This window comes from Arthrobacter ipis, assembly GCF_014694315.1.
Taxonomy (GTDB): Bacteria; Actinomycetota; Actinomycetes; order Actinomycetales; family Micrococcaceae; genus Arthrobacter; species Arthrobacter ipis.
In genome coordinates this window covers 1-24,190 of the sequence record NZ_JAAOXD010000009.1, presented here as the reverse complement: position 1 = coordinate 24,190, position 24,190 = coordinate 1, and the positions used below count along the sequence as shown (strand labels likewise).

General features: G+C 67.0%; 25 protein-coding genes, 1 pseudogene and 1 riboswitch. Of the genes and pseudogenes, 11 read left to right on the top strand and 15 right to left on the bottom strand.

The features are described 5' to 3' along the window. Nucleotides 1-3 precede the first annotated feature (3 nt). Nucleotides 4-672, bottom strand: a complete 669-nt coding sequence (locus G9E11_RS18845) for a S1 family peptidase (protein ID WP_246469057.1) — start codon at nucleotides 670-672, stop codon at nucleotides 4-6. Between the two features lie 161 nt (nucleotides 673-833). Beyond that, nucleotides 834-1,163 (bottom strand): hypothetical protein, encoded by a 330-nt coding sequence (locus G9E11_RS18840; RefSeq protein ID WP_190608679.1) that lies wholly within the window; start codon nucleotides 1,161-1,163, stop codon nucleotides 834-836. Here G9E11_RS18840 and G9E11_RS18835 point away from each other — a divergent pair. Next, nucleotides 1,153-2,013 (top strand): metallophosphoesterase, encoded by an 861-nt coding sequence (locus tag G9E11_RS18835; RefSeq protein WP_190608677.1) that lies wholly within the window; start codon nucleotides 1,153-1,155, stop codon nucleotides 2,011-2,013. The genes G9E11_RS18840 and G9E11_RS18835 overlap by 11 nt on opposite strands. 12 nt (nucleotides 2,014-2,025) lie before the next feature. Here G9E11_RS18835 and G9E11_RS18830 read toward each other — a convergent pair whose 3' ends face one another. After that, nucleotides 2,026-2,796 carry a glycoside hydrolase family 16 protein gene (locus tag G9E11_RS18830; RefSeq protein WP_246469056.1) on the bottom strand — a complete coding sequence of 257 codons (771 nt, stop codon included), beginning with the start codon at nucleotides 2,794-2,796 and terminating at the stop codon, nucleotides 2,026-2,028. A 669-nt stretch (nucleotides 2,797-3,465) separates the two neighbouring features. Between G9E11_RS18830 and G9E11_RS18825 the strand changes: the two genes are divergently transcribed. The 4 genes from G9E11_RS18825 (at nucleotide 3,466) to G9E11_RS18810 (ending at nucleotide 8,514) form a co-directional block, all read left to right on the top strand. Beyond that, on the top strand, nucleotides 3,466-4,245 hold the full coding sequence (locus G9E11_RS18825) for a glycosyltransferase family 2 protein (protein WP_311764417.1): 780 nt from the start codon (nucleotides 3,466-3,468) through the stop codon (nucleotides 4,243-4,245). A 1-nt stretch (nucleotide 4,246) separates the two neighbouring features. Further along, nucleotides 4,247-5,245 (top strand): glycosyltransferase, encoded by a 999-nt coding sequence (locus tag G9E11_RS18820; protein ID WP_190608672.1) that lies wholly within the window; start codon nucleotides 4,247-4,249, stop codon nucleotides 5,243-5,245. 61 nt (nucleotides 5,246-5,306) lie between these two features. Then, complete coding sequence (locus G9E11_RS18815; RefSeq protein ID WP_190608669.1) at nucleotides 5,307-6,407, top strand: hypothetical protein; 1,101 nt, start codon at nucleotides 5,307-5,309, stop codon at nucleotides 6,405-6,407. A gap of 1 nt (nucleotide 6,408) precedes the next feature. Beyond that, a complete protein-coding gene (locus G9E11_RS18810; protein ID WP_190608668.1) occupies nucleotides 6,409-8,514 on the top strand; it encodes a glycosyltransferase in 2,106 nt (701 codons plus the stop codon). 166 nt (nucleotides 8,515-8,680) lie between these two features. Here G9E11_RS18810 and G9E11_RS18805 read toward each other — a convergent pair whose 3' ends face one another. The 8 genes from G9E11_RS18805 to G9E11_RS18770 are packed head-to-tail and all read right to left on the bottom strand — an operon-like array spanning nucleotide 8,681 to nucleotide 17,382. Further along, the gene (locus G9E11_RS18805; protein WP_190608665.1) at nucleotides 8,681-9,736 is read right to left on the bottom strand and encodes a metallophosphoesterase family protein; all 1,056 of its coding nucleotides are present in this window, start codon (nucleotides 9,734-9,736) and stop codon (nucleotides 8,681-8,683) included. Then, nucleotides 9,733-9,939, bottom strand: a complete 207-nt coding sequence (locus G9E11_RS18800; RefSeq protein WP_190608662.1) for a hypothetical protein — start codon at nucleotides 9,937-9,939, stop codon at nucleotides 9,733-9,735. The genes G9E11_RS18805 and G9E11_RS18800 overlap by 4 nt, the downstream gene beginning before the upstream one ends. After that, nucleotides 9,936-10,271 carry a hypothetical protein gene (locus tag G9E11_RS18795; protein WP_190608660.1) on the bottom strand — a complete coding sequence of 112 codons (336 nt, stop codon included), beginning with the start codon at nucleotides 10,269-10,271 and terminating at the stop codon, nucleotides 9,936-9,938. Before G9E11_RS18795 ends, G9E11_RS18800 begins: the two co-directional genes overlap by 4 nt. Beyond that, nucleotides 10,268-12,100, bottom strand: coding sequence for a glycosyltransferase (locus tag G9E11_RS18790; RefSeq protein WP_190608658.1), 1,833 nt, complete (start codon nucleotides 12,098-12,100; stop codon nucleotides 10,268-10,270). The genes G9E11_RS18795 and G9E11_RS18790 overlap by 4 nt, the downstream gene beginning before the upstream one ends. Before the next feature lie 23 nt (nucleotides 12,101-12,123). Then, the gene (locus G9E11_RS18785; RefSeq protein ID WP_190608655.1) at nucleotides 12,124-13,407 is read right to left on the bottom strand and encodes a lipopolysaccharide biosynthesis protein; all 1,284 of its coding nucleotides are present in this window, start codon (nucleotides 13,405-13,407) and stop codon (nucleotides 12,124-12,126) included. Beyond that, the gene (locus G9E11_RS18780; RefSeq protein WP_190608653.1) at nucleotides 13,404-14,216 is read right to left on the bottom strand and encodes a glycosyltransferase; all 813 of its coding nucleotides are present in this window, start codon (nucleotides 14,214-14,216) and stop codon (nucleotides 13,404-13,406) included. The genes G9E11_RS18785 and G9E11_RS18780 overlap by 4 nt, the downstream gene beginning before the upstream one ends. 10 nt (nucleotides 14,217-14,226) lie before the next feature. Further along, entirely contained in the window at nucleotides 14,227-15,411 is a 1,185-nt protein-coding gene (locus G9E11_RS18775) for a hypothetical protein (protein ID WP_311764416.1), read from the bottom strand. Between the two features lie 3 nt (nucleotides 15,412-15,414). Beyond that, on the bottom strand, nucleotides 15,415-17,382 hold the full coding sequence (locus G9E11_RS18770) for a CBM96 family carbohydrate-binding protein (protein WP_311764415.1): 1,968 nt from the start codon (nucleotides 17,380-17,382) through the stop codon (nucleotides 15,415-15,417). Between the two features lie 473 nt (nucleotides 17,383-17,855). Between G9E11_RS18770 and G9E11_RS18765 the strand changes: the two genes are divergently transcribed. Next, complete coding sequence (locus G9E11_RS18765; RefSeq protein ID WP_190608648.1) at nucleotides 17,856-18,725, top strand: DUF4031 domain-containing protein; 870 nt, start codon at nucleotides 17,856-17,858, stop codon at nucleotides 18,723-18,725. Between the two features lie 7 nt (nucleotides 18,726-18,732). Here G9E11_RS18765 and G9E11_RS18760 read toward each other — a convergent pair whose 3' ends face one another. The 3 genes from G9E11_RS18760 to G9E11_RS18750 are packed head-to-tail and all read right to left on the bottom strand — an operon-like array spanning nucleotide 18,733 to nucleotide 21,005. Further along, nucleotides 18,733-19,134 (bottom strand): YccF domain-containing protein, encoded by a 402-nt coding sequence (locus G9E11_RS18760; protein ID WP_111902276.1) that lies wholly within the window; start codon nucleotides 19,132-19,134, stop codon nucleotides 18,733-18,735. Nucleotides 19,135-19,184: 50 nt separating this feature from the next. Then, nucleotides 19,185-20,378 carry an MFS transporter gene (locus G9E11_RS18755; protein WP_194718356.1) on the bottom strand — a complete coding sequence of 398 codons (1,194 nt, stop codon included), beginning with the start codon at nucleotides 20,376-20,378 and terminating at the stop codon, nucleotides 19,185-19,187. Between the two features lie 30 nt (nucleotides 20,379-20,408). Beyond that, the gene (locus tag G9E11_RS18750) at nucleotides 20,409-21,005 is read right to left on the bottom strand and encodes a phosphoribosylanthranilate isomerase (RefSeq protein WP_190608646.1); all 597 of its coding nucleotides are present in this window, start codon (nucleotides 21,003-21,005) and stop codon (nucleotides 20,409-20,411) included. A 106-nt stretch (nucleotides 21,006-21,111) separates the two neighbouring features. Between G9E11_RS18750 and G9E11_RS18745 the strand changes: the two genes are divergently transcribed. From G9E11_RS18745 to G9E11_RS18725, 5 genes are all read left to right on the top strand, one after another. Continuing rightward, nucleotides 21,112-21,744 (top strand): HutD/Ves family protein, encoded by a 633-nt coding sequence (locus G9E11_RS18745; protein ID WP_190608643.1) that lies wholly within the window; start codon nucleotides 21,112-21,114, stop codon nucleotides 21,742-21,744. 43 nt (nucleotides 21,745-21,787) lie between these two features. Beyond that, the gene (locus G9E11_RS18740) at nucleotides 21,788-22,318 is read left to right on the top strand and encodes a ferritin (RefSeq protein ID WP_190608641.1); all 531 of its coding nucleotides are present in this window, start codon (nucleotides 21,788-21,790) and stop codon (nucleotides 22,316-22,318) included. Nucleotides 22,319-22,398: 80 nt separating this feature from the next. Continuing rightward, nucleotides 22,399-22,465, top strand: a riboswitch (guanidine-III (ykkC-III) riboswitch). A 9-nt stretch (nucleotides 22,466-22,474) separates the two neighbouring features. Further along, nucleotides 22,475-22,798 carry a DMT family transporter gene (locus G9E11_RS18735; RefSeq protein ID WP_190608636.1) on the top strand — a complete coding sequence of 108 codons (324 nt, stop codon included), beginning with the start codon at nucleotides 22,475-22,477 and terminating at the stop codon, nucleotides 22,796-22,798. Beyond that, nucleotides 22,798-23,181: a DMT family transporter gene (locus G9E11_RS18730; RefSeq protein WP_190608633.1), complete on the top strand. Its 384-nt coding sequence runs from the start codon at nucleotides 22,798-22,800 to the stop codon at nucleotides 23,179-23,181. The genes G9E11_RS18735 and G9E11_RS18730 overlap by 1 nt, the downstream gene beginning before the upstream one ends. 27 nt (nucleotides 23,182-23,208) lie before the next feature. Further along, complete coding sequence (locus G9E11_RS18725) at nucleotides 23,209-23,859, top strand: MBL fold metallo-hydrolase (protein WP_190608631.1); 651 nt, start codon at nucleotides 23,209-23,211, stop codon at nucleotides 23,857-23,859. 103 nt (nucleotides 23,860-23,962) lie between these two features. Here G9E11_RS18725 and G9E11_RS18720 read toward each other — a convergent pair. Next, nucleotides 23,963-24,190: pseudogene (locus G9E11_RS18720) on the bottom strand (DEAD/DEAH box helicase); the annotation flags it as partial.

Sequence of the window (24,190 nt, the reverse complement as noted above, 5' to 3'; positions counted from 1 at the left end):
CCGCTAGGAGCCCCGAACCCCTGAGACGCTGGTGATCCAGGCCAGGTTGCGGACCACGGAGGCGTGGTTATTGTAATAACCGGTGCAAGTCGAGGGGTTCGGGGCCGGCAGAATGTCCGAGGAGGACAGGACCCCTGCAAGTTTGCCATTCACGATGAGCGGGCCACCCGAGTCCCCGCTGAGTGTGTGGCCGCTCTCCGACCGCGTCCGGACAGACGGACCGCCGTAGCTGTCCAAGCCCTGCCAAACCACCGAGACGTCCGCCGCTTTGAGGTAGTAGGACATGGCGCCGGACCCCTCTGACTGATCGCCCCAGCCATAAACCCTGGCGGGAGTTCCGGTGGCTGGGAAGGAACTGGACAGGCCCACGTAGGAGCCGTAGTACGGCGTGAACAGTTTCAGCAACAGGACGTCCCCGGCCGGTGCGGGGTAGCGCCCGGCAACCGAACGGACGGCACCTCCGGCTCCGAGGTAACTGGTGCCCAGCCGGACCGACCTGAGGCTCGTGGAGTTGCAGTGCTTGGCCGTAATGACCCAGCTCGCGGCGATCTGGCTGCCGGTGCACCCCACGTTGGTGCCTGCGGAGTCGAAGGAAACTTGCACGGCGAAGGGGGCGGCTGAAACTGCGGTGGTGCTGGCCGTGACCGTGGCCAGGATTTTGGCGATCTTCAACGTGAGGCTCCTTAGCGCCAGGTGGGAGAGGTCGGACTGCGAGGGTACGTGCAGTGACAAGATTTGTCATATTCGTTACTCGAGCGTCACTGCCTTCCTGCACCGGCGCCGGCACATGGTCTCGGCGCGCTGCGGGCATTACCCTGAGGGCCTAGCAGTAATTACTGTTCGCCAGCCTGCGGCGGCATCAGGCTCAGTTCCGCGGTGTGAGGGATCATGACTGGACTGTGGAAACAGCGGAGATGGTCCGGGGTTGCTCCGGCCGTACTTTCGATGGCGCTGGCGCTGCTGCTGACAGCGTGCCAGTCCGGCCCGCCCGCGCCGCCGCCGCCGTCGTCGTTAGGGGCGCCGGCTTCGCCTGGTACGTCCGGACGGGCAATTGCATCACCCAGCCCCGTGGGGCCCTCCTCCCCGGCGGGGCCAGCCGCCGTCCACTTCACGGCCCAGGGCGACATCGGGCTGGGCACGGGAGCCCGGAAAGTGCTTGACACGATCCGCGGCCTGCGTCCTGAGCTGAACCTGGCCCTCGGGGACTTCCCCTATGAGGCAGGGCGCGAGCAGGATTTCTGTGGCATGGTCACCGGCGAGCTGGGCGGGGACTTTCCCTACCAGGTGGTCACCGGAAACCACGAGAGCGACGGCCATGACGGCGACATCGCCAACATCGTCAACTGCCTGCCCAACAAGCTGCCGGGGCTCGAGGGCGAGTACGGAATCCAGTGGTACGCCGACTACCCCGAGCGGAACCCGCTGGTGCGTTTCATCATGGTGTCCCCGGGGATCAAATTCCATGACGGAAACAACCTGGACTATTCGCGGGGCAGTGAGCGGTGGCGCTGGACAGCAGCCGCGTTGGACGGTGCGAAGTCCAAGAACATCCCCTGGACCGTGGTGGGCATGCACACTCCTTGTCTCAGCGTGGGTAAATATGATTGCCAGGCGGGAGCTGACTTCACGGACATGCTCATCGAGAAGAAGGCGGACCTGGTCCTGAGCGCCCACGACCACATCTACCAGCGGAGCCACCAGATACGTCGGGGCCAGGATTGCCCGGCACTGGTGCCGGACATATTCTCCCAAGGCTGCCTCGCTGATTCGGACGCCGCCATGGTCCAGGGTGCCGGCACAGTCTTCGCCACAGTCGGAACCGGCGGTAAGGGGCTCTACGACGTCAACGACCAGGACTCGGAATCTCGCTACTTTGCCACCTGGTCCGGGAGCAACCGCGACGCCGCCCTCGGCACGCTGGACGTGACGGCCACCGCTGACCGGCTCGCCGCACGATTCGTTCCGGCGGCTGACTACACGTTCACGGACAGCTTCGACATAGGACGACAATAGCCGGGCCGGAACTCATGCCGGCTTCCAGATTGCGATCCAATCCAGGTAGAGGTGCCCTGCCGTCGCTGGCGCCGGACAGCCGGTAAGGCACGACTCGGTCTGGAGAATATAGTGCATCGGCGTTATCGGCGTCGCTATTGTGCCTGCTCCCAGTGATTTGCCGTCAAGGAAAAATTCGACCTTGCCCGGGGTCCACTCCAACGTGGCTACATGCCAATCAGCGAAGGTCACCTGTGACCGGAACACGTCAGTTGCCTTGGGATCATTCCCCCTGTAATGGACAGCGCCATAAAAGCTTCTTGACAGGTCACCCTCGGGGTAGTCGAGCTCGCCGTCCCTGGGCCACACACCGCTATCGGGCCATAAGAGCCAAGCGGCTTTGTAGCCGTGCAGTGAATCGGCCTTGAACCTCACCGAGATCCTTCCGTATAGCAGGCTATTGTGCCGCGGCAGCAAGCCACCGGCGCGAGAGCTGTTGTGCGGAATCTTGGGAGTAGGCGCTGCGCCCATGGAGATGCCGTTTTCCATGTGGAGATACCAGTCAAGCATGCCGTTCTTGACACTCAGCACCTTAGACGGGTAATAGCGGGATTTTGCTCCTCTTTGGCCTGCGGTATCCGGTGTTCCGTCCTTGTAGCCGGCACTCCATTTTTCCGAGTAGGCCGGACCTGGAAACGCACCTACTGGCACGTTGCCGTTGTTGAAATCCTCCAGGAATACCTGTTTCCAGCCGGGCAGGTCACCTACCGGCAGCTTCTGTGCCAGTAGATCAGGAGAAGGCAACGGTGCGGCAGGGGATTCCGGTGCCGGCGGTTCAACTGCCCGGAGAGTCGGGGCAGGCTGCGGGGCTACGGGCTGGGCTTTTCTGGCCCCTCCCGCTGAAGCGGCTGCAGTCGAGCGTGGTGAGGCCGCAGCGCGTTCTGTTGGGGGCGGTGCCGTTGCAGTGGGTCGAGCCGCCAACGGTGGTGCTGCACTGGGCCATTCGGACGGCTCAGCCGCAGGCAACCTGTCAAGCGGAAGGCGTGGAGCTTCCTGACCCAGCGGTCCAGTCATAAGGCCGCATGCTGTCAGCGTCAGCACTGCCGACAGTAAGGCGAACCGCCGGCCGCGTCGCCTATGGGAGTTGCGGTGAACTGGGGTGACCATGGGGAAAGTGTGGCATTTGGGACTTGGGGATACCAAGGAATCCCCGACCCCCAAAACTGGGGCTGTTTCAAGGAATCCCAAGCTTTTTACAGGCTGCTCAGCCGAACATAGTCCGAGGGGGAGTGCAAGCAAGTTGCCAGGACCGCAGCAGCAGGCGCTTCGATTCCCCGTAACCAGCCGGGGAGGCTGCTCGGGAGGGGCATAGGCATACGACCCCAATGAGTGGTGAGGCTAGTGACCATCCCCATACAAGTTTCGACTGTTCGTGCACCAAGTCCGGCGCCAGTTCCTCTGGCCTCCATCAGCGTGGTGATTCCCACCCTGAACGAAGCCATGAACCTCCCGTGGGTTCTGCGCCGCATGCCCTCGTACGTGGACGAAGTGGTGATCGTCGACGGCCGTTCACTGGACAGCACGGTCGACGTCGCCCGTGCCCTGCGCCTCGACGTGGTGGTGGTCTCGGAAACCAACGCCGGCAAGGGTTTCGCCGTACGGGCCGGGCTCGCTGCGGCCTCTGGTGACATCATCGTCATGCTGGACGCCGACGGGAGCATGGATCCGCAGGAAATAGGCTGGTTCGTCACCCCGCTGCAGCATGAGTTCGACTTCGTCAAGGGCTCCCGGTACGTCACCGGTGGCGGGTCTGAGGACATCACGCTGCTCCGCAGCGCCGGCAACCGGGCCCTGACGCGCCTGGCCAACGTGGTGCTCCATAGCAACTATTCCGACCTTTGCTACGGCTACATCGCCATGCGGCGGGAGTGCCTGCAGATCCTTGAGCTGGCGTCGGAAGGGTTCGAAATCGAGACCGAGCTGATCGTCCGTGCGTCCAGGGCTGGTTTGCGGATCGCCGAGGTGCCCAGCAACGAACTCAACCGGATCTCCGGCAATTCCAACCTGCATACATTCCGCGACGGGTGGCGCGTGCTGAGGACCCTGGCCCGTGAATGCGTGGGCTGGGAAGCACCCACGGCCGGCGCCCGGCCGGAGTCGCTCAGGCGCGTGAAATACAGGTACCCCAGCATCTCCCTCCCCCACATTCCGACGGATCCGGCAACCGTCCTTGGCCTGATAGCAGGTGATTAACGTGAACCACGCTGAAGGGCTTCCGGCCGTTTCGGTGGTGATCTGCTCCTACACGGAAGACCGATGGGACCGGCTGATGGCCGCCGTCGAATCCGTCCGCGCACAAACGGTGCCGCCCCAGCAGACCATCGTGGTGGTCGACTATAACGTTGACCTGTACAAGCGGCTCATCTTCTCGGTCGATGATGTCGTGCTCCTGGAGAACACGGGTCCCAAAGGCCTCTCCGGAGCACGGAACACGGGGGCGGCGGCGGCAACGGCCGGCGTCGTTGCCTTCCTCGATGACGATGCAGTGGCGGCCCCGGACTGGCTGGAGCGGCTGACGGCCCTCTACGACGACCCCGATGTGCTGGCCGTGGGTGGACGTGTGGTGCCGGAATGGGAAACAAGCCGGCCGGCCTACTTCGGCGAGGAACTGGACTGGATCATCGGCTGCACGCACCGCGGCATGCCCAAGGTGGCGGCCGAGGTCCGCAACGTCATCGGCGCCAATATGTCCTTCCGTTCCCAGGTTATCCAGGTGGTGGGTGGTTTCAACACCTCCCTGGGCAGGCAGAACTCGCTGCCTTTGGGCTGCGAGGAGACGGAAATCTGCATCCGCGCTGCCATAGGTTCGCCGGGCGGCCGCGTGGTGTACGAACCGGCGGCCGTGGTGAACCATTACGTCCCCGCGCAGCGGGGCACGCTGAACTACATGCTGCGGCGCGGCTGGTCTGAGGGGATATCAAAAGCTCTGGTCAGCAAGATCGTCGGCCACAAGCGCGCCCTGGGCCCTGAACGCCGGTACGTCCGCGGCGTGCTGCCCCGTGCTGTGGCCGCGGGCATCCTGGGCAGGATCCGGGGAACGGACCCTGCCGGATTCCGGCGGGCGATGGCAACGGTCGCCGTGCTGGCCGTAACTACTTGCGGGTACATCCGGGGACGCCGCCTGCCCCTTGATCCCACTGGCGGGGGCCTCGAGCCGCACGAGTCCCACGCCAGCTGGAGGGAAGTCAAATGATCCGGATGTACCCGCAGGGCAACTTTGCCCGAATCATCGAGACCGCTGGAGGGCCGGAAGCATGAGTCAGTCGGAAAAAGACGTCCTGAGGGACTCGCTCCCGTCCACGGGCGCCAGCTTCGATGTCCACGGCCTCGTGGGCATCGATGTGGCCCCCGGCACGCCTGGCGAAGCGCAGCTGCGTGACATGCTCGCTCCGTTCCTGGGACCGTCCCGGGCACCGCTTCGCCTGCATGTTAGCGCGGAAATGGCGGACGTGGCGGAACAGTCGCACGCCGAGGATGCCTTCCGGTTCACGCCGGAGTCGCTCCATATCCCGGCGGACCGCGTTCAGGTCCAGGAAACCCGGGATGGTTACTCGGTCCAGGGCCGCGGCGAGCTGCTGACGGCCGTCATTCCCCTACTGGACCGTCTCTGCATCAGGCAGAACGCCGCCATGATCCATGCGGCGGTGGTTGATTTCCGCGGCTCCGGAGTCCTGCTTCCGGCCTGGGGCGGAGTGGGCAAGACCAGTACGGTCGCGAAGCTTACGGCCATGCCCGGCGTGCGGTTCATGGCCGACGACTGGGCGTTCCTGGATGCCGACAGCATGCTCATGGGCTATGCCAAACCGATGTTCCTCAAGCCGCACCACCGCAGGATCTATCCCGAGGTGTTCAGCGGCGCCCGTAAGCCTTTGGCTCCGGGCTGGCTGACGAACACGGTGGCCCACCTTGCCACGGCTGTCCATCCGGTCATCGTCCGCTATCCGAAGACCGCCGCCTTCACCCGGCAATGGTCCCCGGAGCACCGCATGGTCCATCCGGAGCAGGTTTTCGGACAGGACGGCATCTCATCGGCGGCGCTCACCCGGCTGGCCATCTTCCTGGAACGCTACGACGGTTCCGAAGCCCGGCTGGAAACACGCAGCCGCGAGTGGATGACCTCCCGCATCGTCGGGAACTTCCACTCCGAGCTCCCGGTGGTGTCACGGCGGCTGATCGAGGCCCTTGGCGCGACGGGCCTCGTTCCGCTGGAAGAATTTTTCAGCCAGAAGGCAGCCGTGGTCCGCCGCGCCCTTGAGGACGTGCCCTGCTCCCTGCTCAGAATTCCCGCCTCCTGGTCCGCCGACAGGACATCGGACTATGTGGCCGGCCTGATCAGCTCCAAGCTGGAGGAGTGAGTTGCGTGCACACGTCAGCGACCTCGAAATATCCGTGGTGGTTCCCGCGCGGAATGCGGCGCGCTGGCTTGCCGAATGCCTGGAGTCCATCCGCGCGGAAAGACCGCGCGAGATCATCGTGGTGGATGGCTGCTCTACGGACAATACAGTGGAGATCGCACGCTCCATGGGCGCCCGCGTCATCTCTGATGAGGGCCGCGGGTTGCCGGCAGCGCGGATGCTGGGTGTCGAGAACGCCTGTTCCGACCTCGTAGCATTTATCGACCCCGACGTCGTCCTTCCGCCGGGCGCTTTGGGCGGTCTCCTGGACGAGTTCAAGGCCTGCGGCTACGACGGCCTGCAGTTCGGCCTGGTCAGCGAGGCGGATGGGCCCGGATACTGGGGTGCGGCCCTGGCCTGGCACCACGACCACAGCCGGGTACGCTCGTGGTTCGGCGTGCGCGCCACCCTCATGCGAAGGAAAGTCCTGCTGTCTGTGGCGTTCGATAACACCTTCCGCTCCGGCGAGGACATCAAGCTGAGGATCAGGCTGGAAGAGGCCGGCTACCGGCTTGGCATTTCCAGCATCACGGCGGTGCGGCACCGGTTCCTGGACACCTTCGGCGCCGCCCGTGACCAGTGGCTCCAGGACGGCGCCGGGCTGGCCCGCACGGTCCGCAAGCACCCAGGCCGTGCCGGCTGGCTTGTGCTGCTGCCGCTGCTGGCCACCATCCGCGGCGCCGGCCTGTCGCTGCTGCACGCGCCCCGGTTCCTTGCGTACTGGGCCTGCTTCCTCGTGTACAACTACAGGTCGATGTTCGGCGAGCTCCTGCGGCCGCCCGGCACCGGCCTGTCGGTGAGCGGGAACGCCGCCTGGCTGACCGCCGCCCGGGTGGCCCCGATGGCCACCGGTTTCCTGTTCTGGGCGATGGCGGCGATCATGCTGCCGCCCGCGCAGCTCGGCATGGGTTCTGCGGTGGTGGCCGCGGCCCTCCTGTCGGTGCATCTTGGGATGCTGGGGGTCGGGCCGGCCACGCTTACCCTGCTCCCCGAACAGTCCGACGGCGGCCGCCGGCTGATTGCCAGCAGCCTCCTCGCCGTCGGGATTTCCACAGTCGTGTTGTCCGGTGCCGTGGCGGCGGTGACCTACTGGCTGGGGTCTGGCGTGGGCCTGGCCTGGAACGATCCCGTCATAACCGGGATGTTCACCGCGACGGCACTGTTCGCCGCTGTCGCGTACCAGCTGGACCACGTGTGCGTGGCGCAGGAACGCTCCGACCGCGCGCTGGTCAGGAGCCTGACCCAGAGCCTGGTGCAACTGGCTGTGCTGGTCTTCGCCATGGCCGCCGGCATCCGGGAAGTGGCAGTGGTCGTGGTGGCGGTGGGCGCGGGCGCCCTGGGCAGTGTGGTCCTCGGGCTGCGCCAGCTCAACCGTGCCGGAGTGTCACCGGACTGGAAGCACGGGCTCCGGGTCCGACCGGTCCTGCGGCTGCTGAAACCGGGCCTGCCGAACCATGCGCTGATGCTCGCAGACCGCGCCCCCCGCTATCTCCTTCCACTGATCGTGGCCGCTACGCTCGGCCCGGCCGCAACCGCATCCTGGTACATGGCGTGGATGATGGCTTCGGCGGTTTTCTTCTTTCCTCAGTCTTCCGGGTTCTCCCTGCAGACCGCGCTGGCCGGAGGCAGGTCAAGGCCCGGACTGGTGTCCTCCGCCCTCAAGACCAGCCTCGCCCTCACATTCATTGGTGGAGCGATGTTGCTCATAGCTGGCCCCTACCTTCTCGGTTTCCTTGGCCCGGAGTACGCGGCGACCGCCATCCTGCTTCCTGTCCTGGTGCCGGCGTTGCTGCTGGGCTGCGTGACTCAGGTCTACTTCGGTCTGTGCCGGGCGCAAGGCCGCCTCGCCGAGGCCACAGCCGTAGCTGCCTTCGCTGCCGTCCTTGTCGTGGGGCCGGCCTCGCTAGGCGCCCACGAATTCGGCCTCCTCGGCGTGGCAGCGCTCTGGTCCGCCGCCCAGGCGTCAGCAGCTCTGATTGCCATCTGGCGTCTCAGGAAGCTGACTCCCGCAACGCTTCCAGCGGCTGGGCCGAACACACCGGCAGCAAGCGGTGCACGAGGCTTCTGACCGGCGGCATGATCCGATTGGCGCTCAGCCTGCCTGGGCAGCGGCAATGCCTTCCAAGTAATGCCTTACAAGCCCTGGCGGTGCTGACTGACGGAAAGGGCGCACCCGCCGCGGATAAACCCCACGAGAATTCGAGCCCGGGCGGTGCGCTGGCACCGGTTACGGCTCAGCCCCCGTCCGGACGCCGCCAGTACCGCAGCCCGCCGCCTATGGCGCCGTCGGAGGCGACGTCGACGACGGCGTACGGGAAGGTGTGACGGTCCGACTGGTCAGGGCCGCTGCCGCGGACGTCCGAACCCCACGTGCCGGTGTTGATGTACCGGGTGGGGCTCGCCTCCAGCGCCGACTCGAGGGCACGGTGGGTGTGGCCCGAGACGTACCAGGCCACCCGGCAACCGTGCTCCTCGAGCGTACGGGCAACCCGGCCCGCCGCAGCAGGAGCCTCCTCGCTGGCGATGCTGCGCCCGGCGGCCGCGAGGACCATGCGGGTCGCGGCGACCGGGAGTGCCGATATCGTCCGGAACCGGGACAGGCGGGCCAGATCCCGAACAGCCAGCCCGTCGAGCTCGAGCCGCTGTGACTCGGCCTGCAACAGCTCGCCGTACGCGACTTCCCGCACGCGGCGTTCCGCCCGTTCGGACGCCAGGCAGGCCCGGGCAACGGCCCCGGCACGGCTCAGGCGCGAACTCGACGGCCGGGCGTGCCAGGCGGCAAGTGGTGGCAGGTCCAGCTCATCGGTGCCGTTGACCGCCGAACGGAGCACCTCGGGCAGACGATGCAGCGCGTGGTGCTGGTGCCCGTGCTCCGCTACAAGCACGCGGGGCACGTGCAGGAACCACGGGTACACCCGGACCCGTGCCGGCTCCGCTGGTGACAGCAGCGCCGACAGGCGGGCGGCAACCGAGGGCCGGGCCAGCTCCACGTCGTGGTTGCCGGACACGAAGTGCAGCTGCACGCCGCGTGCCGCACACGCCTCCAGCGCCCTGTGTGTGTCCGGGTGGCTGGCGAGGATGGACTCGAGCCGGGCCACGCTCTCCTCCTCGGCCAGCCCGACCAGCTCGAACGTGTCACCGACGAAGACGACGTGCTGCTGCGGATCCGAGGTTGCGAGCACCTCGCGGCGCAGGAACTCGGCCAGCGCTCTTCCGGGGCGGCGGGGGTCGTCGTCCGACGCGCCCAGGTGAAGGTCACTGAGCAGCCACCACCGGCCCGCGCGGCTCACGAGAGCAGTCCCAGCACCCGTGGAAGGAAAAGCAACAGGTACATCGCTCCCAGGATGGCGACGACCCGAAGGGTCACCGTTGGGCTGAGGAACCTGTGCCGGCTGGGCTGCCCGGCGTCCGGTCCGACGTGCCTGACCTCGAGCGCGACGAGGGTGACGAGCAGGGCGGCAGCTGTGAACAGTCCCGCGAGTTCGATGATCATGTTGTTGCCTCCTGCCGTGCGCGTGCCAAGCACGCGAGAACTGTAATCACACCCATCGTGATGACGCACGCCTGCCACGACCACACAGCGAGGTAGAACATCGCCATGGAGACCGCCGTGAGCACGGCGAGGCCGAGAGCCAGGACGAGCAGTGCGCGGAGCGCGACGTCGGATACCTGCGTGAACCGGGCCAATGCGTGCCCGGGGAGCAAGACAAGGATCACTGCCGCCGCGACCGCCTGCAGCGGTGTCGGCAACCCGAGCAGGGTCACCAGCGACAACACGACGGCCGAGATACCGAGGGCCAGAGTGGGCCTGCTGACGCCGTTCATGGCGTCACCCGGTAAGCGCGTGCGTCGGCGTTGCTGTACACAAGCTCCACGCCTATGTGGGTGCTCAGCCACTTCTCCAGCTCGGCGAAGCCTGCCTCGCTGGTGAAGCCCTGGAGCACAAGACTCGCCTCCGACGAACGTGTGAACAGCACGACGGCACCGCCGGGACTGTGCCGGGCGTACTCGTAGACAACCGGGCCGCACTTCGCCGTCGACAAGTCGGACCGGCATAGGTCGTCCATTGTCCGGTACCGGTGTTCGAGGTAGCCCTGGCTCCGCCATGGCGTCGGGTGGGCAGCGGAGATGAGCGCCGAGCCGGTGGGTGCGAGACGCTGCGCTGCCGTGACGGCGGCCATCTCATCGTCGGTGAAAACGTCATACCGGGCGTTCCCGAATCGGCCCGTGACAGTCATCACGGCTAGCAGGGTGCAGGCGAGCGCAAGGCCGCCCGCGGCGAGGTAGGGGCGGCGTTTGCTGCCGTCGGCGGCGTGGTAGGAGCGGCGTTTGCTTCCGTCCAGGGCAGGTTTGCTGCCATCTGCGGGCAGCAGGATCGAGCCCGCCTGCAGGGCGATGAAGGGCAGCGCGAACAGCGACACGCGGATGAGCATCTCCCCGCCGTACACCTGGGCGGGGAATAGCAGGAGCGGGGTGACGGCCAGGAGGACCACCCGGATGTCGAGACGTCCCCGGCGCCAGTCGCGCACGGCCCCGGCGGCGGCGAGTCCCCACAGCACAAGGGTGAGAATTGCCCGGACCTGTACCACCAGCACGTGTCCGTCGGCCCCACGCACGCGCTCGAGGACGTTCGCCGCGGTCGCCGCCTCCAGCCCAGCGTCGGCCAGGGGGGGGTGCCCGGAGAGGTAAGCACTCGCGGGGTAGGCGAGCCAGACAGTCAGTACGACTATGGTGATCAGGGGCAGCCTGTTGGGCCACACCCGTCCGCTCAGGGTGAGAGCGGTGATAGCGATGAGCAGCATGAACGGCGTCAGCTGATGGCTGGCGCTGATGACCACGATGAGCAAGAGGGCTATCACGAGGGCGCCCACCCGGTACCCCGGCCGGGGTTCGGCGGGCGACCGGCCTCGCCACCACGCCGCCAGGTCCGCGGGTCGGAAGCCGCGGAACTGGGGGGCCCGCGCGGCCAACGGGCCGAGGAGCAGCGCGATCACGACGAGGTGCAGGAAGAAGCCAAAGGCCTGCGGAGACAGATAATCCTGGTCCTGCCAGTTGCCAAGGCAGAAGAGCCAGAGCGCGAGCCAGCGACGCCGCGGATCGCGCGTCAGGTAGCCCGTCACCACGGCAAGGGCAATGAGCCACAGACCCATGTTGAACACCGGCGCCCACAGCGCGAGGGACACCGGGTCGAGACCGGTCGCCTGGAGCACCGTGGCCAGCAGGGCGAAGAAACCTGGCCAGTTGAAGTACCCGTCGATGCTTGGGTCGATCCCGTGCGTGCGCGAGAGGGCATCGGCGATGCCGATATGGCGGAACGCGATCTCACCCCGCGGTATGTCCGTCGCGAAGGCCGCGGTCCCGAAGAGCATGAGCACGAGCACCGCGATGAGCCAGATCATGACGGGGCGGCGCGCCGGGCCGGCGGCATCCCCGCGCAACGCGACGACGAAGGCAACATTCAGAATCAGGACACCCACCCAGAAGGGGTAGGGCAGCACTGCGACGAGCCCCAGGTCGCTGTTCACGGGCACGGACACCGTGGAGGCCGCCCCCACGGTAAGCGCCAGCGACACGATGCCTGCCACTGCGCACCATACGTCACGTGCCTTCCAGCGTCCTACAGTGCGGCTGCTCGCAACTAGCGTGTCGGTCATAGCTCCTCCTGTGTGGCGGGCGCTCATCGCGCCTCCTCAGTAACGCGCCGAAGTACGGCGACTAGCCGGAGGCCGACGACGGCGGCCCCGATGGAAAGCACCAACAGCCATGCAAGGGCCATGTCGGTGGCTCCGCTGTCAGCGGCCGACAGCGCTGAAGCGCAGAGTGCGACTCCGAGCGTCACGCCGACCACGATTGCCTCCGTGTAGCGGCCCCGGGTCCGGCACACGGCGTTGTAGGCCTGCAGTACCGCGTACGGCACAAGCCCGGCCGCCAACCACCGCAGAGCTCCAGCGGACGAGTCGGCGTACCGCTCCCCCAGCAGGCTGAGTAGCGGGTGTGCGAGGAGGATAAGGACGGCGGCCCCCAGGCCTCCTAAACCGAGCGACCACCGGAGACTCGCCCAGGTGGTCGGTACCAGGCGGTCCGCGTCGCGGACACCTTCCGAGAACTGGACGATGCCCATCAGCGTGGGAGCCTGGTAGGCGGCCCAGGCCATCATCCACGCGGGATACCAGTAGGCGGCTGCCTCCGGTGCCACCGTGTGTGCGAGCAAGAGCGGCAGCACCAGCCCGGGAGTGCGTTCGGTGAGGGTGAGAAGCTGGTTCGGAAAGCCCAGCGCCAGCAGTGGGCGGCCCCGCCCCAAGCGCAGGGAAGGCCGCGGCCGGTAGCCGACCAGTTTTCGCAGCTGGACCGCCCCGACGATGCATGCCACGGCCGAGCCGAGGGTCCAGCAGGCCAGCAGCACGTCGTCGGGGGCGCCGTGCGCCCACAGGGCCACAGCTGCTGCGGCCCCGAGTGAGACCGCTCCGCCCAAGACGTACCTTGGCGTCGCGCTGGCACCCCGTCCCAGCGCTACGAGTGCCTGGTCCAGCACAATGACCAGGGTGCCGGTGACCGCAGCCACGAGGAAGGTGAGCCAGAAGAGAACCGATACGGATGCCGTCTCCGGCGCCACGGCCGACTGCAGCGCGAGGTAGCCGATGGCCAGAACGGTGCCGGCTACGCCCACGATGGCGAACGCCGCATCCAGTATCCGCGAGGGCCGTTCCCCCCGGCCTATCGCGACGATCACGGCGGACCCGGCACCCAGCACCGCGAGCTGCGTGCAGATCATCACCGCCGAGACGGCGGCAGTAGTGAGCCCGACTTCACGGTCGGACGTCGCGCGCGCGGCCACGATCCAGAAAGCGAAGCCCGCGCCCGTCTGGGCGGCCTTGCCCGCGACGAGACCGAGCGAGCTACGCAGGGCGGAGTGCCGGACGGGTGTCGCATCCGTGACAGCGGCCCCCGCCTTGGCTCTCATGACGCGAGGCCTCTCGCCAGGCCCACGTAGTTGCACCAGCAGAAGGCGGCGTAGTAGCGCAGCCACCGGGGCTGGCCCTTGGCGAGGCTCAATGCGCTGCCCCGGACCGCCGCGGCGGCGGGCAGCAGTGCCAACCTCGCGCCGCGCCAGCCGTGCTTGCGGATCATCCGTCCCAGCCCCGTTCCGTCCATGAGGAATTGGTCGAGCGCGAAATCAAAGTCGTCCGCGGCGAAACGATGTTCGACGACGACCCGGCGTGAGACCGCCGTACGCATTCCTGACTGGCGCATCCGCCAGCGCAGCTCGATGTCCTCTCCGGATTTGAACGAGTCGTCGAAGCCCACGTCCAGCATCAGCTTCCGGTCGACGACAGTCGCCACGAGCCCGAACCAGTTGCGGCTGCGGCCGGTGCGGTGGTGATGTGCCAGCGCCTGCCCCCAGTAGCCTGGTCCGCCGACACTCTCCAGGCCGGCCTGGAGGGCGTCATAGCCGCTTTCGACCAATTCGGTGAGCAGGTCGGCGACCCCCGTGGGCCCGAACACGACGTCGGTGTCGACGAGCAGGACCCAACGGGTGCTGCTGTTCCGCACACCGAGCGTTCGGGCCCATGGCAGGCCGCGGCCCTCGTCACTCAGGACCCGGGCACCGGCCTCGTGGGCGATGGCGACGGTGCGGTCGGTGGAGCATCCGTCCACCACGATGATTTCGGCGACACCGGACTGGCGCAGGGCCTCCAGGCAGCGCGGGAGCATGAGCTCCGCGTTGCGGGCCGGAACGACCGCGGTGACATCGGCAGTGCTGTGATCCACTGCGTCCTCCTCAGGCTTGCTCGTCGAGGACCGACGGCAGCAGCTCCTCGAGATGCCGCACGATGTCGTCGGATGCCTCGTCTGCCGAGTACGCGGCGGGCACCTGCAGCAGGTGGCAGGGCCGTCCGTCGAGCGCCTTGCTCAGCACGAGCCCCTTCGCCGCGAAGTGCTCGCGCCACGGGACAACGGACGTGGCTGCCAGGCCGGTTACGACCTGTTGCGAGAAGCCCGCCATCTCGATGTGGAAGTTGCCGAGCATGCGGTCGACCATCCAGTCGCTCGTCCGCTCAACGATCCGGGACCGGGCGCCCTCGAAGCGTTCCACGTAGATGGCGGCACCGAGCGGGGCCGAGGTGGTCACTTGCCGCCCCGGGAACGCGGTCGAAGGCTTGACCATGCGGTGCTCCGGCGACCATCGCCGGGAGAAGTCCGCGAGGCGCGGATAACGGATGACGTACGGGTGCACCACAGTGGTCAGGCGGCCGACGCTCTTCGAGAGCCGTGACGGGATGAGGGGCTTCCGGACACCTTCGAACAGGTGCGGGTAGATGGTCCGGTGGTGTGGCTTGATGAACATGGGCTTGGCGTAGCCGAGCAGGGTGGCGTCCTCGGCGAGGAAGGCCCAGTCGTCGCCCATGAACGACCACCCCTCGCGCCGCATTAGCTTGGCGACGGTGCTCGTCTTACCGGTCCCTCCGGCGGCGGGAAGCGCGATCGCGTGACCCCGGTACGCCATCGTAGCCGCGTGGATCATGCCGGCTCCTCGGCCAACCATGGCGGCATCGAGAACCGGGACCACAGAGGTCAACAGCTCGCCCGGCCCATGAATGCGCCACTGCTCTCCGTCCCTCACAACCTGGACCCGATCGTCTTGAAAACGCACGCTGCTCTCGGTGTACGCGAGCTCGTGCTCAAGCAGACCGGCATCCGGCATCGGCTCCGGCCGGTCATTGACCACGATGTCGGCCGGCCGTTCAGTGTCGCTGGCGAAACACGCCAACATGCTCTGAAGCTGGGCCGCTGCCGGGGCCTTTGCGTCGACTCGGATCGTGACGCGGCCGTGGATGTCGAAGTGCAGTGCCTTGCTTTGCAAGGTGCGCATGATCGTGTCCCCTGTCTGGGTGGTGTCGGGCGGATGGTGTCGGGCGGTGGTGTTGCTGGTGTGGACGGTGCCGGCCGTGCCGACACCGTCCACGTACTAGTTCAGGCTGAGCACCAGCTTGGGTGCGAGAGTGCTGCCGGCCTCCCTGGAGCTGAGGACCAGGCCGTCACTGCTACTGGAATCCATGCCAAGGGAGAGCTGTCCGCCGAGCTCACCGTTGAGGGCCGTGACCGTCAGCGGAATGCTGTAGCTGGTGTTGGTCGCTGTCGGACCGAGCGAGCCGATGGCGGTGGCGCCCATCGCCGGACGGTTGTTGTACGTGATCCCGGTTTCGGACCAGGTGTCGGTAGCGACCACCTTGACGTTCTGCTTGCCCGTCGACCCATTCGCAGCGCTCCGCAGCTGCAGCGTCGCGCTCGCCAGCGTTCTACCGGCATACGGCGACAGGTCGAACTTCAGGTACGTGGCCTGCACCGGGCTGCTATCCACATTCAACGCGGTACTCGTGCCAAAGTTCGTTGTCAGCGCCCCGTTCGACACATAGCTGTCAGCGGTGGCCGTGAGCGTGACAGTCTGCGGCGTCGTGCCGCCGCCGGTGCCGACGCTCCAGGTCTGCGTCGCTGCTGTCGCATCGGTGTTGCCGGCCGCGTCGGTGGCCCAAACAGAAAATGTGTGAGATCCGGTCGACAACGCGGTGTAGGTCCGGGGTGAGGTGCACGCAGCGCGCGCCGCACCATCCAGGCTGCACTGGAACGTCGAATTGGCTTCACTCGAGGTGAACGCGAACGAGGCGCTGGTCGACGTCGATGTCGCAGGGGGTCCCGACGTGATCGTCGTCTCCGGAGCCGTCGTATCCGCGGTACCGCCACCGCCGCCGGTGGAGTCGTAGTAGTGCCAGTACCGGCTTGTGGCGTTCACATCGGCGAGTATCAGGAGACCGCTGTTGGCCGTGCCCGAAGCACTGCTGTTAAGGTTCTGCCTCGTCGACGTTACGTTGTGGACATACTGGTCGGCGTCCACGATGCGGGCCGTCTTCGTGGTGGTGAAGTTGATGCTGGTCAGCGACGTGGACTTCTCGTAGACCGCACCACCCGAGCTGGTGCAGACACCAGCGTTCGTCGTGCCACTCGGCTTTGGATAGGTAGCGAAGGTGCGCAGCTTCTGCGCGCTCTCATCAATCATGACGATCACCCGGTTCGGGCACTCCGACACGGTCGCGATCGTGTGCGCCGACCACGCCGTACCATTCAATACCAACAGCTGGATCAGCGGCAGGGACGCCGACGTGTTCGAGGTCTTCACAGCGGCGTAAACCTGACCGCTCGTGGAGTCCAGCCACTTCAGGTTCATGTGGTCATCACCGCTGCGCAGCCCCTTCACCGCCGCCAAAGGAGTGGTCCAGGTGGTGTTGGACGCCCCATCGACGTGGTAGCTCCAGTACATGCCGTCGGTGGCGTCACCGACCTGCCTGCTCCACATCACACCGATCTTGCCGGGTCCGAACGCGATCACAGCCGAATTGTCGTCCACGGACACGTTGGCCAACGCCGCAGGATGCGCGAACGGCGTCCCCCATGTCTTGCCGTCCGTGGCAGTGACGTTCATGTAGATCCGGTTCCCCTGCTGCCAGGTGGCCCACATCCGACCAGTTGAGTCCTTGTCGATGGACAGGGTTTCGGTCGCCTGGTTGTTGATGTTTGTGGTGTCCTTCAGCGTGTACTTCTTCGTACCCGAGTCGTAGCTGTAACGCCGCATCGTCGTCGGGAAGTTCGGCTGGGCCGGCAGACCGTCATTGACGAACCGGTGGCTCGCCACGAACAGCGTCGTTCCGTCCCACAACACGTCATGATGAGTGTTCGCCCGCGTTTCCGTCGCCACACCCGTATTGACCCACGAGCTGGTCGCGGCGTTGAACCGGAAGATATGGAAATTCGAGCTGGCAGTGTCCCATAGGTTTCCCCACCAGATCCCGTCGTTGAACCACAGCGCATTCTCCTGCCGCTTTGTACCCGTCGGGGTCCCTGTCCCTGAATGCGAGAAATCCTCAACCCCGACGTCACCCACAGCAGCGGACGCCGTAACCGGCACCACCAGAGCAGTGAGCGCAAGCAGCAGCGCTGTCAGCAGCGCATGGAGCCACAGACTCCGCGACCCGCGGAGCCGGCCTCTGCCACGCCTGCCCCTGTGAAAAGTTGCATTGCTCAGCAACGTTGCTTCCCGGAGTTGAACGTCGGCCTGTATAGGGATGCTCACTAGCCTCACCACTCATCGAAGTTGTCTGCCTATGCCAGTTCCGAGCAACCTTCCGGGCTGATTCGGAGACATCGAAGCGCCTGCTACTGCGGTCCTGGCAACTTGCGTGCACTCCCCCTCGGAACATGGTCGACTCGACAACTTGTAAAAAGCTTGGAGATTCTTTAGCCAGCCCCAGTTATTGGGGGTTCAGGATCGTTGGAAACCGGCAAGGCTCAACGCGCGCTTGCCCGTGGCCAGCGCGCCCTCAGCGGTCCAGAGGACACCGGACTAGACTCTCCCCCATGGCCGTCTACCTCGATCCGCCGCTTTGGCCTGCCCATGAAACACTTTTTTCGCATCTGATTTCGGACACCTCCCTGACGGAACTGCACGCCTTTGCCGCTGCGGCGGGCATCCCGGAACGGGCATTCGACGGCGACCACTACGACGTGCCGCAGCGCCGGTATGACGGTCTGGTGGCCGCCGGCGCCATACCGGTGGAGGCGCGGGTCCTGGTCCGGAAACTCATTGCCAGCGGGCTCCGGATCCCCGCGCGCAGCCGCACGAAGTCCCTCAAGACTCCCCTGCTCAACCGCTGGAACATGGTGCTGCCGGGCCATGACGCCCTGTTCCTGGACCTGCTGGACCGCTGGAGCGAGAGTCACCGCAGGTACCACGGCTGCACCCACCTGCTCGCCGTGCTGGAGGCCCTGGACCTGCTCACCGCACCCGCCCGGCCGCCGCGCACCGTGCTGCTGGCGGCCTGGTTCCACGACGCCGTCTACCGGGGAGTGGCCGGCCAGGACGAGGAGGAATCCGCCCGGCTCGCCGAACTCAGGCTCAGCCAGGCCGGACTGCCGGAAGCGGACGTCGACGAGGTTGCGCGGCTGGTCCGGCTCACCTCGGATCACCGGCCGGAGGCCGGGGACGACGACGGCGCCCTCCTCTGCGACGCCGACCTGTCAGTTCTCGGCGGCGAACCGGCGCCCTACGCCCGGTATGTGGCGGCCGTCCGGGAAGACTATGCGCACATCGGCGACGCCGACTTTGCGGCCGGAAGGGCCGCCGTCGTGCGCCAGTTGCTGGAACTGGACCCGCTCTTCCACACCGAGCGGGCCCGCAGCCTGTGGCTGGAGGCCGCCCGGCGGAACCTGCAGGGCGAGCTGGCCTGACCGGGTGTCAGCGGTAGGCCGTGATGAACGGCCTGTCGGTGGGCACGATCTGCTTGCCCAGTGGCATGAGGGAAACCGGGATCAGCTTCAGGTTTGCGATGGCCAGTGGGATGCCGATGATGGTGACGGCCATGGCGAACGCCGTGACCACGTGCCCAATGGCGATCCAGATGCCGGCCACCAACAGCCAGATCACGTTGCCGAGGAGCGAGAACACGCCGTTTCCGCCCGGCTTATCCACCACCATCCGCCCGAAGGGCCACAGGGTGTAGGACGCGATCCGGAAGGAGGCGATGCCCCAGGGGATGGTCACGATGAGCAGGCAGCAGATGATCCCGGCGGCGAAGTAACCCAGCGCCAGCCAGAAGCCGCCGAATACCAGCCAGATGATGTTCAGGAGTGTCTTCATCCGTCCATTCTGCCGGGCCGAAGGCTGAAGCACCTCGGGATCTGCCTGATTTAACCCTTAACCTTCACGCTGGGGCTGAGGCGCGGGATCCCGGCGGCCGCGACCAGCAGCGCCAGGAGCCCCAGGCCCAGCGGGAGCGAGGCTGCCGTGGCGACGGCTCCCACCAGGAGCGGACCGCCGGCGTCGCCGAGTTCGCGTCCCAGCTCGGCCGAGCCCATGGTCCGACCCATCCGGTCCTTCGGCGTGCTGTCGGCCAAATGCGCAAAGCCCAGCGGCGTGGCCGCGCCGACGCCGGCCCCGATGACCGCCGCGGCGATGAAGATGGTTGCCGGCCCCGGGGCGGCGGCAACCAGGGCGACCCCGGCGGCGGTGAGCAGCAGGCCAGTTCGCATCCCGCCGGCGGCGCCGATGCGGTGCAGGTCGCGCATCGACCCGATCCGCGGCTGGACCAGCAGCGAGGCCACGGCCAGCACACTGACGGCGGCGGTGCCGGCCACCGGGTCCAGGCCGTGCTGCACGGCCAGGGCCGGAAGGAACCCGATAGCCGCCCCCATGGCCGCCATCGATGCCGCCAGCACCAAGGTGGGCACCAGGAACCCGCGCTCCGCCACCTGCCGGGCCAGGTCCAGCACGGTGTACCGCTTGCGCGGGAGCGGCGGCAGGTGCGGCACGGAGAGAAGGACCCACACAGCGGTGGCCGCGGCAAGCGCGGACAGAGCCACGAACAGCAGCGCAAAGCCGCCGGCCGCGATCAGCCCGGCACCGAGCAGGGGGCCAATCACATAGCCGAGGCTCTTCCAGGACCCGTATCTGCCGAAGACGGTCCCGGCGTTCTTGCCGGCCGAGAGCCGGGCCACCATCGCCGAGGACGCCGGGGAGAACGCCGATGCGGCGGCCCCCTGGCCCAGGCGGGCAAGGCCCAGCAGCAGCGGATCCGCGGCCCACAGGCCAATGAGCGACAGCGCGGCGAAGCCAATGAGTCCGCCGACAATGACCGGCTTGGCACCGATCCGGTCGCTCAGCGCGCCAAATACGGGCTTAAGGAACACCTCGGAGATGTCGTAGACGGCCAGCAGGATTCCCAGGTTCAGCAGGGTCAGGCCGATGTTGCCGCTCTGGGCGCCCATGCCGGCGGCAATGCTGTGCGCGCCGAACGCGGTCACGAATCCGGCAGCGTAGAGGGGAGCCGCGGGCGTCCGGGCGCGCGCCGCCTGAGTCACGGTGTCCCCGGAGTCATCGACCAAGTCGCGGAGCGGTCAAGGGTCATGGTGCGGTCAGCCTTTGGCTGCCGTCACGAAGGCCCTGATCTTGGCCAGGTCCTTCACTCCTTTGCTTTGTTCGACGCCGGAGGAGACGTCCACGCCCCATGCCCCGGCATCACGGGCGGCTGCGGCCACGTTGGCGGGATCGAGGCCGCCGGCCAGGAGCCACTGCCGTCCCGCCAAGCCTTTGGCGCGCACGGAACCGTAATCCCAGGCCTCGCCGGAACCGGGAACTGCGGCGTCGATAAGCAGCAGTTCCTCGCCCCAGTCGGCAAACGCGTCGGGTGCGGCACCCATGGTGACGGCGCGGATGACCTTCATGCCGGCGTCGTGCGCTATTTTGACGTCATCCGGTGTGCGATCACCGTGAAGCTGGATCCAGCTCAGCCCCGCGGCGCGGGCGATGGCCACCGCGTCGGCGGCCGGTTCGAAACGGAAGACGCCGACGGCGGCCACACCGTCGGGCACGGCCTTTACGAGTTGGGTAACCTGCGCGGGTGACACCACGCGGGGGCTGGCCGTCAGGACAAAGCCGACGGCGTCCGCTCCGGCCTCCACGGCCTCCCGGACTGATTCAGGCGTGCTCAGGCCGCAGACTTTGACGAACATTCACCGGCTCCTCGTTGTTGAAAGCGTCGACCACTTTCTGCAGCGATCCGTCGCCGACTTTACGCGGGGAAAGAGTGTGCGGGCAACGCGCCGATAGGCTGGGCTGATGCAGATCATCCGCTTCGCCGACCTCAAACCCCAGCCCTGGCGCAACGGCGGCGGTGTCAGCCGCGAGCTGGCCAGCCATCGCGGGGGCGCTTCAGCTGGGGCCGCTTCATCTGGAGCCACGTCATCGGACGACGGCGCGTGGGACTGGCGGGTCAGCATCGCCGACGTCACCAGTGCCGGGGAGTATTCCCCCTTTCCGGGGATGGAACGCGTGCTGACCGTGGTCGAGGGCGAACTGCTGTTGCTGGCCGTGGACGGGACCGAGCACCCGCTCGAGAAGTACCGGCCCTTCCGGTTTCCGGGCGGTGCGGCCTCCTCCTCGGCCCTGCCCACCGGGGATGTCCGCAACCTCAACGTCATCGCCCGGGAGGGCAATTTCAAGGCGTACACCTCCATCGTGGAGCTGTCCAAGAAGCGGGCCCATCCCGTGTTCGAGGGCCAGCTGGGCATCCTGCTGCAGGGCCAGGCAGCGGTTACCGCAGGTGCCGATACAAGTGAGACGGCCGGCGACGCTACTGAGCCTGTTCCGCTCAACCGCTACGACTCGGTGGTGGGTTCGGACAGCCAGACGCCGGAGATCCTGGGCCGCGGGTTCCTGGCCGTGGTCTCTATCGATCCGGTGGCCGGCTAGCAGCTCTGGTCCGCAGCCGGTACCGGAACCTAGACTCGGTGCCATGACCAAGTCAAAATTCAACGACCTCCTGCTGCTGCAGATAGGCAACGAATTCGCGGCCTCGCAGCAGTACATTGCCGTGGCCGTCTGGTTCGCCAACCAGGATCTCCCCCAGCTGGCCAGGTACTTCTACCGGCAGTCAGTGGAGGAACGCAACCACGCCATGATGATGGTGCAGTACATGGTGGACCGCGGCGTTTCCGTCAGCATCCCCGGCGTGCCCGCCGTCCGCAATGACTTCGCCTCCGTCACGGACCCGCTGGCACTCGCGCTGCAGCAGGAGAAGGAAGTCACCCGCAGCATCGAAGCCCTCTTCCGCGCAGCCCGGGCCGAGGACGACGCCCTCGGCGAGCAGTTCATGCTCTGGTTCCTCAAGGAGCAGGTGGAGGAAGTCGCCTCGATGACCACCCTCCTGAACATCGCCGAACGGGCGGACAACACCTTCGACATCGAGAACTTCGTCGCCCGGGAAACCATCGGCGACGGCGGCCGCGATGCCGCAGCACCGGAGGCAGCCGGCGGCGCCCTATGACCCGAGGAGCCCAGGACCCGCCGGCGGTGAGCTTTGCCACCAACGGTGGCCGCCGCCGTCGGGCGTTGCTAGGGTGAAACCCAAGGTCCCCTTCCCTGGACCTCCGGACGACGGTTCAGTACCCGGTGCGCGACAAGACTGGCCAAAGGATCTGTCATGTCGTGGTTCATCCTCATTTTTTCCGGCGCCCTCGAGGCGGTGTGGGCGGCAGCGCTGCACCGGGCGTCCCAGTCCTCCGGCCGGCGCCGGCTCGCGGCCGGGGCCCTTTTCCTCGTGGCGGTCGTAGCCAGCACCGCCGGCCTCGGCATCGCCATGCAGTCCATTCCCACCGGCACCGCCTACGCGGTGTGGGTTGGCGTGGGTGTGGTGCTGACGTCCGCCTACGCGATCGTCGCCAAAGTAGAACGGCCGACGGCGGCGCGGCTCCTGCTGCTCGCCGGAATCGCCGCGTGCGTGGTTGGCCTGAAGGCGGTGGCGTAATGCTCACAAAGCCTGCCACGGCGTGGATCATCCTGCTCGCCTCCGCCCTCCTGGAAGCCGTCTGGGCAACTGCACTGGGCCTGTCCGACGGCCTGACCCGGCCAGCGCCTACCGTTGTTTTCGTGGTGACGGCCGCGCTCAGCATGCAGGGCCTGCGTATGGCGGTGAAGCACATCCCGCTGGGCACCGCCTACGCCGTCTGGGTGGGGATCGGAGCGGCGCTGACGGTCGGCTGGGCCATGGGCACCGGCCTCGAGCCCTTCAGCCTGCTCAAGGTGCTGTTCATCGCGGGGATTGTCGGATGCGCGGCCGGCCTCAAGCTGCTGCCGGCGGGTTCTGTCCGTCAGCGCGGGACCGGGCACGGGGCCGGTTCGCCTCCCTAGACTAGGGCTCATCCCTAGACTGGGCTCATGGATACGCTCATACACTCACTTCGGGACATCACCATCCGCCGGATCTCGGTCAGCGAGATGGACAACAACGTGTATCTGCTGACGGCAAAGGAGTCCGGAGCGCAGCTGCTTATTGACGCCGCTGATGACCTGCCAGCCATCCAGAGCCTGCTCTCGGACGCCACGGCGGACACCTCACGCGAGCCCAAGCTGGCGCTCATCGCCACCACCCACCAGCACTGGGACCACGTGCGCGCACTGCCGGGCCTCGTTGAAGCCACCGGAGCCAAGACCGCCGCGGGCACGGACGACGCCCCGGAACTGCCCGTGAAGGTGGACGTGTTGCTGGACCACGGAGACGTCGGGAACTTCGACGGGTTCGACGTCACCGCCGTCCACCTGCGCGGCCACACCCCCGGCTCGGTGGCGCTCGTCTACCAGGACCCGGAGGGACCGGCCCACATCTTCTCCGGCGACTCCCTGTTTCCTGGCGGCGTGGGCAACACGCAGAAGGACCCCGAGCGCTTCAACCAGCTGCTCACGGACGTCACCGAGCGGATCTTCGGCGTCTACCCGGACGACACCGTGGTGCACCCGGGCCACGGCAAGCCCACCACGCTCGGCGCGGAGCGCCCGCATCTTGAGGAGTGGCGCGCCCGCGGCTGGTGAATCCGGCTTTAAAGCACATCGAGTGCTCCATAACTGCCGTTTTCAACCTTCAAAACGGCGGTTTCGGAGCACTCGATGGTGGTTGGCTGGGAGCGGTTGGGGATTAGCGGCCGCGGCGCTCGTTCGACGCCGGGGCCGACGCCCGGCGCGGGGCCTTCCGGGCCGGACGTCCGTCACCGGAGCGGCCGCTGCCGCCCGAAGAGGATCCGCCCGAGTACGAGCCGCCCGAGGTGCCGCCGGTGGTGGAGGACCAGACCGGACCGTTGCCGCCGGTCTTGGCGCCAGCCGCAGCGCGCTGCCCGGTAGCGGGACGCCCGGTCCGCTGGCCGCC